This is a genomic window from Meiothermus sp. (genome assembly GCF_025056915.1).
In the GTDB taxonomy this organism is placed as follows: domain Bacteria; phylum Deinococcota; class Deinococci; order Deinococcales; family Thermaceae; genus Meiothermus.
Genome location: NZ_JANWVH010000104.1, coordinates 1 through 8,494, shown reverse-complemented (window position 1 = coordinate 8,494; position 8,494 = coordinate 1). Strand labels below are relative to the sequence as shown.

The 8,494-nt window shown below is 63.3% G+C and carries 11 protein-coding genes; 2 read left to right on the top strand and 9 right to left on the bottom strand.

What is annotated here, in order from left to right; all coding sequences use genetic code 11:
• From NZN28_RS13160 to NZN28_RS13150, 3 genes are all read right to left on the bottom strand, one after another.
• Nucleotides 1–451: histidine kinase dimerization/phospho-acceptor domain-containing protein (locus NZN28_RS13160; protein ID WP_295398867.1), on the bottom strand; the 451-nt coding region annotated here is incomplete at its 3' end.
• 61 nt (nt 452–512) lie between these two features.
• Nucleotides 513–1,181, bottom strand: coding sequence for a response regulator transcription factor (locus NZN28_RS13155; protein WP_295398865.1), 669 nt, complete (start codon nt 1,179–1,181; stop codon nt 513–515).
• A 73-nt stretch (nt 1,182–1,254) separates the two neighbouring features.
• Complete coding sequence (locus tag NZN28_RS13150; RefSeq protein ID WP_295398863.1) at nt 1,255–1,701, bottom strand: hypothetical protein; 447 nt, start codon at nt 1,699–1,701, stop codon at nt 1,255–1,257.
• A gap of 229 nt (nt 1,702–1,930) precedes the next feature.
• On the opposite strand from NZN28_RS13150, the gene NZN28_RS13145 reads away from it, so the two are divergent.
• Nucleotides 1,931–2,824 carry an AEC family transporter gene (locus NZN28_RS13145; protein WP_295398861.1) on the top strand — a complete coding sequence of 298 codons (894 nt, stop codon included), beginning with the start codon at nt 1,931–1,933 and terminating at the stop codon, nt 2,822–2,824.
• A 312-nt stretch (nt 2,825–3,136) separates the two neighbouring features.
• On the opposite strand, the gene NZN28_RS13140 is transcribed toward NZN28_RS13145, so the two are convergent.
• The 6 genes from NZN28_RS13140 to coaE all read right to left on the bottom strand — a co-directional run bounded on the left by NZN28_RS13140 (nt 3,137) and on the right by coaE (nt 7,849).
• Entirely contained in the window at nt 3,137–3,697 is a 561-nt protein-coding gene (locus NZN28_RS13140; RefSeq protein ID WP_295398859.1) for a hypothetical protein, read from the bottom strand.
• Nucleotides 3,694–4,392, bottom strand: a complete 699-nt coding sequence (locus NZN28_RS13135) for a 16S rRNA (uracil(1498)-N(3))-methyltransferase (RefSeq protein ID WP_295398857.1) — start codon at nt 4,390–4,392, stop codon at nt 3,694–3,696. The genes NZN28_RS13140 and NZN28_RS13135 overlap by 4 nt, the downstream gene beginning before the upstream one ends.
• Before the next feature lie 46 nt (nt 4,393–4,438).
• Nucleotides 4,439–5,200, bottom strand: a complete 762-nt coding sequence (locus NZN28_RS13130; RefSeq protein ID WP_295398855.1) for a 50S ribosomal protein L11 methyltransferase — start codon at nt 5,198–5,200, stop codon at nt 4,439–4,441.
• Between the two features lie 293 nt (nt 5,201–5,493).
• A complete protein-coding gene (locus NZN28_RS13125; protein ID WP_295398852.1) occupies nt 5,494–6,411 on the bottom strand; it encodes an aldose 1-epimerase in 918 nt (305 codons plus the stop codon).
• Nucleotides 6,412–6,470: 59 nt separating this feature from the next.
• Entirely contained in the window at nt 6,471–7,274 is an 804-nt protein-coding gene (locus NZN28_RS13120; RefSeq protein ID WP_295398850.1) for a helical backbone metal receptor, read from the bottom strand.
• Entirely contained in the window at nt 7,271–7,849 is a 579-nt protein-coding gene (gene coaE, locus NZN28_RS13115; protein WP_295398848.1) for a dephospho-CoA kinase, read from the bottom strand. Before coaE ends, NZN28_RS13120 begins: the two co-directional genes overlap by 4 nt.
• Nucleotides 7,850–7,937: 88 nt before the next feature.
• Here coaE and NZN28_RS13110 point away from each other — a divergent pair, with 88 nt between their 5' ends.
• Complete coding sequence (locus tag NZN28_RS13110; RefSeq protein ID WP_295398846.1) at nt 7,938–8,426, top strand: CAP domain-containing protein; 489 nt, start codon at nt 7,938–7,940, stop codon at nt 8,424–8,426.
• Nucleotides 8,427–8,494 lie beyond the last annotated feature (68 nt).

Genomic DNA, 8,494 nt, shown 5'->3' with positions numbered 1-8,494 from the left:
CCAGGCGGCGCAAGCGCTGGGTCTCCTGGTAGAGCATCTGCAAGGCCTCCTGCGCCTCCGGGCCTTTCAGGCCGCTTTGCAAAGCCTCCAGCAGGGAAAGCATCCCGGCCACAGGGGTGCGAAACTCGTGGGCCAGCACCCGGCTGGAAGCCTCGAGGGCCTCGAGCCGATTTTTCTCCTCGGTCTGATCCCACAAAAGCAAAATGCCAGGAACAGCCCTGGCCCACACCGTGCGGTTGCGGGTCTCGATGGTGGCCTCGCCACCCATGCGACAGAGGGCCTCGAGCCGGTGGTCACGCAGCGCCAGCAAGAGGGGCCGCCCCAGCACCTTCTCCCGCTCAACCCCCAGGACTTCAGCGGCCACAGGGTTCAGGTAGATGACCCGATCCTCGGCAAAGACCAGCACCCCTTCACGGGCCGCTTCCCAGGCATCTTGCAGGAGGGTGTCCATACCTGTTAGGGGCTTGGTGAGCTCAAGCAGCGCCTGCACTGGAGGCCAGCCATGCCAACCCTCACTCCCTGAAGCGATACCCCACACCGCGCAGGGTTTCTAAAAACCTGGGGGCCTTGGGGTCTTCGTTGAGCTTGTCGCGCAGCTGGGCCACATGCTGGTCCACGGTGCGGGCAGTGCCCAGGAACTCCTGGCCCCAGACGCGCTCGAGCAGTTCTTCACGGGTATAGACACGGCCCGGATGGCGGGCCAGAAAAGCCAGCAGGTCAAACTCCCGGCGGGTCAGGTCCAGCGCATGTCCATCCAGGAAGGCCTGGTGACGCTCCAGATCCAGGCTCAACGCCCCGCGCTCGAGCCGACCGCTCTTGCCTACGCGGCGCAGAAGCGCCTGCACCCGGGCGATGAGCTCAGGTGTGGAGAAAGGCTTTGTCAGGTAATCATCAGCTCCACGGGTCAGTCCCTCGACCCGGTCACCCTCGCTGGCCCGAGCCGTGAGCATCAGCACCGGCAGGTTTTCGTAGCGCCCATCACGCCGCAAGCGCTCCAAAAGACGCACCCCCGGCTCATCCGGGAGCATCCAGTCGAGGATCACCAGGTCGGCGCTGCCGATTTTTTCCCAGCCCTCGCTGGCAGTAGCCGCTTCCAGAACCTGATGCCCGGCCTTGGATAAGGAAAGCCGCAACCCCATCCGAACCGAGGGCTCATCCTCTACCAGCAGCAGTTTCGACATCAGTAACAGTTTAGTCGTACTTTTGTCAGGAAAATGTCACATAGATTGACCGGCCTCTACGTACACAAAGGCCCTAAAGGGTTCGGTACAGCACCCAGCCAAGGAGCAGGCCCCTTGCCGTCCAGGCCAGGGTTCGAATCCAGTTGCTCCCGACCAGCAAGGCATGGGCCTCGGCATCGAAGCCTGCGGCCAGCCTTGCATGCAGCGGCACCGATACCAGCAAGGTGGTGAGCCAGACAGCCCCCAGCAAGGCCAGCAGGAGCCAGCCCAGCCAGCCTGGGAGGCTCGAGGGCCACAGGCTCACAAGGGCTATGGCGGTCAGGAGCTCGAGCAGCATCAGGGGCCCCACCAATAGGCTAATCAGCGAGGCATGGGCGGTTTCGTAACCGACAAACTCAGCCGAGCCGACCCGGGCAAAGAGCGGATAATGCACCACCTGCACCATCCAGATTAGCCCCACCAAAAACCAGGTCGCGGCAAAGTGGAGCAGCAGAATGCCTTTGAAGAGTCCTTCGTTCATGGCCGCTGCCTCGGAGTGCAGGCCCTTTATAGCCAAAGAAGCTTTTGGTCATTTAACCACACAGCACAGATTGCAGCGCACAAAGGGATTTGCGTTTTCCCTCACACCATTTGGGTATGGTTTCCTCCTGCGAGGGGCTGCAATGAAAAGGAGCGGCATCTGGGGTGAGCCAAAGCAACGGCCCGAGGTATGGCCCTGGCGAGAGGGTTCAGGTAAGCTACGCCCTGGAATGGAAGCCCTGCTCAACACCGTGGTGCCCGTCGCCTTCATCGTTTTGACGGGGTATCTGGTCGGCAAGCGCATTGACTTCGACCTGCAAACGCTTTCCAAGCTTTCCATTTACGTGCTGGTTCCGGTGCTCATTTTCGATGCCATGCTCCGGGCCAAACTGACCGGAGCCAGCGTGTTTGGCATTACGGCAGCATTTTTCCTGGCTTCCTTCGCCCTGTATCTTTTGGGGCTGGGGCTTAGCAAATGGCTGCATCTGGATCAGGGCTCGACAAAAGCCCTGGTGGCCTCGGCCACTTTTCCCAACTCGGGCAACATGGGCCTTTCCCTCACCTTTTTCGCCCTGGGGCAGCCGGGGCTGGATCGGGCCATCGTGTTTTTTATCGCCAGCAGCGTGCTGATGTTTGGACTGGGGCCTGCCTTTTTGCGGGGGGGTGGGCTGGTGCAAAGCCTCTGGTTCACCCTCAAGCTGCCGCTGTTCTGGGCCCTGGCCGGTGGTTTGCTGGTGCGCGGGCTGAGCCTCCCGCTCCCGCTGGGCCTGGATGAGGGGGTGCACCTTTTGGGTCAAGCCTGCATCCCGGTCATGTTGCTGACCCTGGGGATTCAGATTGCCAGGTCTAAAGCCGAGTGGGGCCGGTTTGAGCTTCAGGCCAGCAGCCTCAGGCTACTGGCCGCACCGCTGCTGGCCGGGCTGGCCGGATGGGCGCTGGGTCTGGAGCGGCTGGATATTCAGGTGCTGGTGTTGCAAAGTGCCATGCCCATTGCAGTGAATGCTTTTTTGATGGCCGGGGAGTTTGGCGGGGATGGGGTGCGGGCAGCCCGGGCGGTGGTGGTTTCTTCAGTTTTGTCGTTTGTCACGATTCCGCTGGTGCTTCTTCTGATTGGTGTCGGGTAGAGCGCTCTTCACATACTTATGAGCCATTCGGGTTCGAGAAAACCCGGTTCTGGACAGAACAGAGGCGGCCTGGAAACTCGAAAACACGCGTCTCGGCCCAGGACGCAAGGCAGACAAGCGGGCCTCACCGAAGTGAGGCACGTCTCTTTGTCCCTTCTCGTTTTCGGGGGCGGCCACGTCTGTGAAGAGTGCGATCGCTGCGGTTTATTGCACCTCACCCCACGAGGCGGAATGGTGCAAAGCTGGGCAAACAAAGCATCGCATGAATGGCTCATGATGCCTGAAAAACGCTCTATCTTGAACGCCCTCCAATCACAGGGAGCGCCATCCTGGCTTTGTGCCCTCTCGGCTCATCCTGGCAATCAGGGGTGGGGTACCTTCACCAACGCATGACCGAGCCGGGCGGTAACAAAAACCCAGCGAGACGCAACTTGGCTCCAGGGTTGCGGCAACGAGGACTGGGGTTTCGGGCCTGTGCCAGGAACCGGGCGGCGGGGCGGGGGATGGTGGTAGAAAGGGGGTTCCTAGCTCGAGCTGGAGCACCGGGCTATTCTGGACCAGCACCATCAATCGGTAGTAGCCCTCGTCCAGGCGGTCGAAGCGGGCCTCATACGTACCCGGTTTCTCAACCCAGACTGAGCGCTCCTGGAATAGCTGGTCGCCCTTGTACCAGCGCAGCTCGAGGTAGCCCGGCTCGGCGAGGCGCCGAACGGTTAGCTTTGCAAGGGCTCCGCCGGGGATGCGCTCGAGGTTACCGCTCAGGCTGACGCGATCGGGCAGCACAGCCCGGCCAGGGTCGAGCGGTACGAAAGTGTAGCGACAGCCCGGCAGCAGCAAGCAGCCCACCATCAGAAAAAAGCGCAGCGCATTCATAGTCCTTCCGCCGCCGTCACCAGGCTCAAAAGGGCCAGCGGCGCGGTCTCTGCCCGCAGGATACGGGGCCCCAGTGTGACCGGGGTGAAGCCACGCTGCTCCAGCAGCCCGATTTCCGATTCGCTCAAACCCCCCTCCGGCCCGGTCAGAAGGGCCGTGGGCTTTTCGGGGTCGTAGGCATCCCGTACCCGCTGCGAGACCCTGGGATGGGCCACAAAGCCCTGCTCGACGGCTGGGATGTCCTTGAGGGGAAGCACGGGGGCAACTTCGGGTATGAGGCTTCGCTCACACTGCTTGGCCGCCTCGAGGGCAATGCGGCGCAGGCGCAGCAGCTTGTTTTCGCTCAGTTCCCGCACCACACAGTGCTGGGTGAGGAGGGGCACCACACGGCTGGCTCCCAGTTCGGTTGCGGCCCGCACCACCTCGGAAAGGTGGTCACCCTTGAGCAACGCCACGTACAGGGTAATGGGCTGGGGGGTTTCCTTGCGGGCGGGCCAGCTTTCCTCGAGGTGCAAGCGCACCCATCCCTTTGCGGTCTGAACCACGGTCGCACGGCCCTCCTGGCCCCGACCATCAAAAACCGTGAGGGAATCCCCCACCCGGGCCCGCAGCACCTCCAGCAGGTGGTGTGCCTCGCGGCCCCCAAGTTCCATCTGAGGCCGGATTTCAGGGACAAAAGCACGATGCGGACGCATAACATTGCTGGCTAGGGGCTGGTTCGATGCCAATGCATCAAGGAGCCTAGACCGCAGCATAGGTCAGACAGACCCATTCCCCTTCCTGCCTGCGCTGGAGCAGTTCAAAGGCGTGGGCCTCGAGGGCCTGTCGCACCAACCGCTCCCGCTCGAGTAAAATTCCGGTCAGAATCAACGTCCCGCAGATTCCAAACTTTTCCCGGTATGCGCCGGCAAAATAGGCATGTAGCTCGGCATAGAGGTTGGCGACCACCAAATCGAAGGGGCCGGTGGCGTCTTCAAGGCTGCCCAGCTCGAACCGAGCCGACACCCGGTTGAGTCGGGCGTTTTCGATGGCCTGGGGAATCACCGCCGGGTCAATATCCAGGCCAACCGCCTCGGCTCCCAGCAGGGCCGCACCAATGGCCAGGATGCCGGAGCCCGTACCCAGGTCGAGAACGCGCATCTCGGGTTCGGTACGCACGGCCAGGGCCTCCAGGGCCATGCGGGTGGTCTCGTGGTGCCCGGTGCCAAAGGCCATGCCAGGCTCAAGGAGAATGCGTTTTTCCTCACCGCTCCATTCATGCCAAGGGGCCAGCACCACAAAAGGCCCCGCCACCACCGGCTGGAGGTCGCGTTTGTAAGCCTCGAGCCAGTCGGTGTCGGGTAGCTCGACCCACTCCCCCGGAAAGGGCAGCTCGAGCCGCTCAGGAAAGTAGGCCCAAACCTCGCCGGGTTTCTCCTCGAGGCCCCGCGCGCCCAGCTCAAACAGAGTAGCCGAATAAACGTCCAGGGTCTCAAAGTCGCCGCGCAGGCGAAACACATGCATACCCCTGTAGTTTATCGGATGTGGGCTGAGATGGCTCCTCGTGAAGGCCGAAATGCAGGTGGGCTGGAAGTTGAGCCAGGACGGCCTGCTTCGCCTCCAGCGAACCAACCAATCTGTAGCTTCATCGCGCCATTCACAGGCGTGGCCGCCCATCCAGGCAGCCAGTATTCTCTTCAGAATCAGACTTTCTCGAACTCGAATAACCCTTTTCTGGAATGCAAGGTGAAAGCGGCGGGTCGGAGGTCTCTACCGCCTGCCCCTGCCGCACCTCCTCCTGTTTGTGGGGTGCTCCATCAAAAGCCCGATAGGAGACGAATGTAAATCTGCCCCTTCAGCTCCTCTCCGGGCTCCAGCACCCGCACCCCGGTATCCGGCCAGCCCTGGGCCATCAGGTTGAAACCGTCGGTGGCGTGGGTAACAGGCTCCAGGGCCAGGCTTCCGTCCGGTGCGGTAAAGAGCACCAGGTGCGAGTAGACCGGGTCGGCTGTGAGTTCCATGCACCAGCCCGAGCCGGGCCACTCCAGGCGCAAAAAACCGTCCCACCCGGCGAAGACGTGGTCGAGGAAGGCCTGGCCCAGGCTTTTGGGCCTGGAAAAATCAAGTTCGGCGGGGATGGCTTCGGCAGGCCGGGTCGGAAGGCGGCTCTCGTCGGTCAGGTAGACCCGGGCCGCCTTGAAGGATAGCAGGGCTTCCCCGGAGTGGCCCAGGTACCGCACGAAGTAGGGGTGGTGGCCCAGGCCCGCAGGCATTGGCTCGGCTCCAGCGTTTTGCAGCCGGGTCAGGATTTCAACCCCCTCCTCGAGCAGCCGGTACTGCACCTCTATGGTAAAGGGAAAGGGAAAGTTGGGGTCGGGCAGGCTGCGCGAGTCTAAGGTGCAGAGCAAGCGGTTTTCTTCGAGGCGCCTGGCCATCCAGGGCCGCCCGTGGACTTCGCCGTGGATGGTCTGCTGCCCGTCCACCCAGTTGGGGCGCAGCAAATAGGTTTTTCCGGCAAAGCTAAAACGCCCATCCCGGATGCGGTTGGAGTAGGGCGCCAGCAGGTAGCTCGAGGTATCGGGTGAGTGTCGCTCTTCCAGGGCCGCGGGCGAGGTCGGGCGCAGGACGGGCAGCCAGAAGCCCTGCCGGTGAAGCTCGAGGCCCACCACACTGGCCCCCAGCTCCGGCGCCACGATGAGGCGCAAGCGCTGGTTTTGCAGAATCTGAAGGTTCATCTCTAAAGCCTACCGCCAAACCCTTGACCATCAACTATGAACGATTGACCATTGAGCCTTCACCCATGTCGCCCTACTCCAGCCCGAATCTGCGCGGCCAGCTTGCCCAGGTAGCCAAAAAACCCCGGGCCATAGTGGGCCAGCTCGTCGCCGCCCGTGACCACCAGGGGGTAGGGCCAGTTTCGCTCCGCCAGCAGACGCTGGGCTTTCTCGTGGGAACGGGCGCGGTGGGGCTTGGGCTCGTAGATGACAAGTTGAGGCTCCCGGCGCGGCACTTCGGCCAGGTCGGGGGCGAAGTAGCTTTGTGGGTGCTCGGCAAAGATGTTCTTCAGGCCCAGGTGCCGCAAGGCCTCGCCCACGTAGCTCCCCCGACCCACGGTGATGGGGCCCCCCAGGTCGAACTCGAGGTAGACCCGGAAGGGGGGCAGGCTTTGGTGGAGCGCCTGGTAGCTCTGGGCCAGCCGGGCTGCCAGCTCGCTCGCTGTCTCCGCCACCCCCAGCAAAGCCCCCACCAGCACAATGTTTTCCAGGATGCCATAGGGGCTTTGGGGCAGCGGCAGCGGAAAGATGGGGTAGCCCCGCCGGTGTAGCTCCAGCAGCAGCTCGCGCTGAACCCCGGTGCTGATGAGCACCAGGTCGGGCTTGAGCTGATCGAGCAGGTCCCAGCGCAGCCGGGTGTAGCTCGAGACCACCGGCAGCGCCAGCGTGGCCGCCGGGCGGTAGCAGAAGGCGCTGCGCCCCACCACCCGCTCGCCTTGGCCCAGGGCAAAGAGGGTCTCGGTGGCGTTGGGGGCCAGCGAGACCATGCGCCGGGCAGTATCGGGCAGCTCGAGGGGGCCCAGCCAGTCATGCACCAGCTTCATGGCTCCACCTCCCGATACCAGGCATCCACCCGGTCTTGCAGGGTTTTGGGGTCGGCATCGTTCCAGATGACCCAGGTGGCCCGGCGCACCTTTTCCTCCTGGGGTAGCTGGCTCTGGTCGCGGGCCAAAAACTCGGCCTCACTCAGGCCGCTGCGGGCCATTACCCTGGCCTGGCGCAGCGCGGTGGGGGCTGCCACCACCAGCACCCCGGCAAAGTCCTTTTCCCGCCCCGTCTCAAAGAGCAGCGGGATTTCCTGAACCACCGTCCGGTAGCCCGCACGCTGGGCTTTCTCGGTCTCCTCGCGCAGCCGCTGTCGCACGTAGGGGTGAATCAGGGCCTCGAGCCTCCGACGGGCTTCGGGGTCGGCAAACACCCGCCGTCCCAAGGCCGCCCGGTCTATCTGGCCGCTCTGGCAGGTCTCGGGAAAAGCCCGGCAAATCTCGGCCTGCAAAGCGTTGGCGGCTTCCCGTGCGTATTCGTCGGCATCCAGCACCAGAACCCCCAGTTCCCGCAAGCGCCGGGCCACCGTGCTCTTGCCGCTGCCAATGCTACCTGTCAGGCCAATCAAGCGCATCAGGGCATAGCATACCCTTCCCCTTCATGTAACGCTCTGCGGTGAGGTTTGCACCACCCGGCGGCACAGGCAGTTGAAGAATACGAACATGCGCGGTTTCGTATGGACGCTGTTGGGCCTAGCCGCCTGTACCGGAAGCCCCGGGGTTGAATACACCCCCCACGACTTCCAGACTGCGCTCGACGCCGTGAACCAGGCCCGGGCCACCAGCCGTAGCTGTACCTGGGATGGCAACACACGCCCCTACAGCGCCGCCCCAGCCTTGAGGTGGAACGGCCTTCTAGGCGAGGTCGCCCGCCAGCGGGCGGTCTACATCCAGCAGACCGGTGAGTTCAGCCACCAGGAAGGCTCGAGCCCGGAGTTTGCCGTGGCCCGCCGCAGCCAGCAGAACGGCTACCGCTTTGTAGAAATCCGGGAGAACCTGGCCCACAACTCCAGCACTGCAATCGATGCTGTCAGCGCCTGGCTTTCCAGCACCCAGGGGCACTGCGATACCCTGATGGCCCCGAACCTGCGCGAGATGGGCATGGTCAAGGCGGGCGATTACTGGGTGCTGGTCGCGGCCCAGCCCCGGTAGCTCTAGCGCCGCTTGCGGCGTTTTTTCCTGGTTTTGGGCTTGTCCGGGCTTTCGTCTTTGGCGGGCTC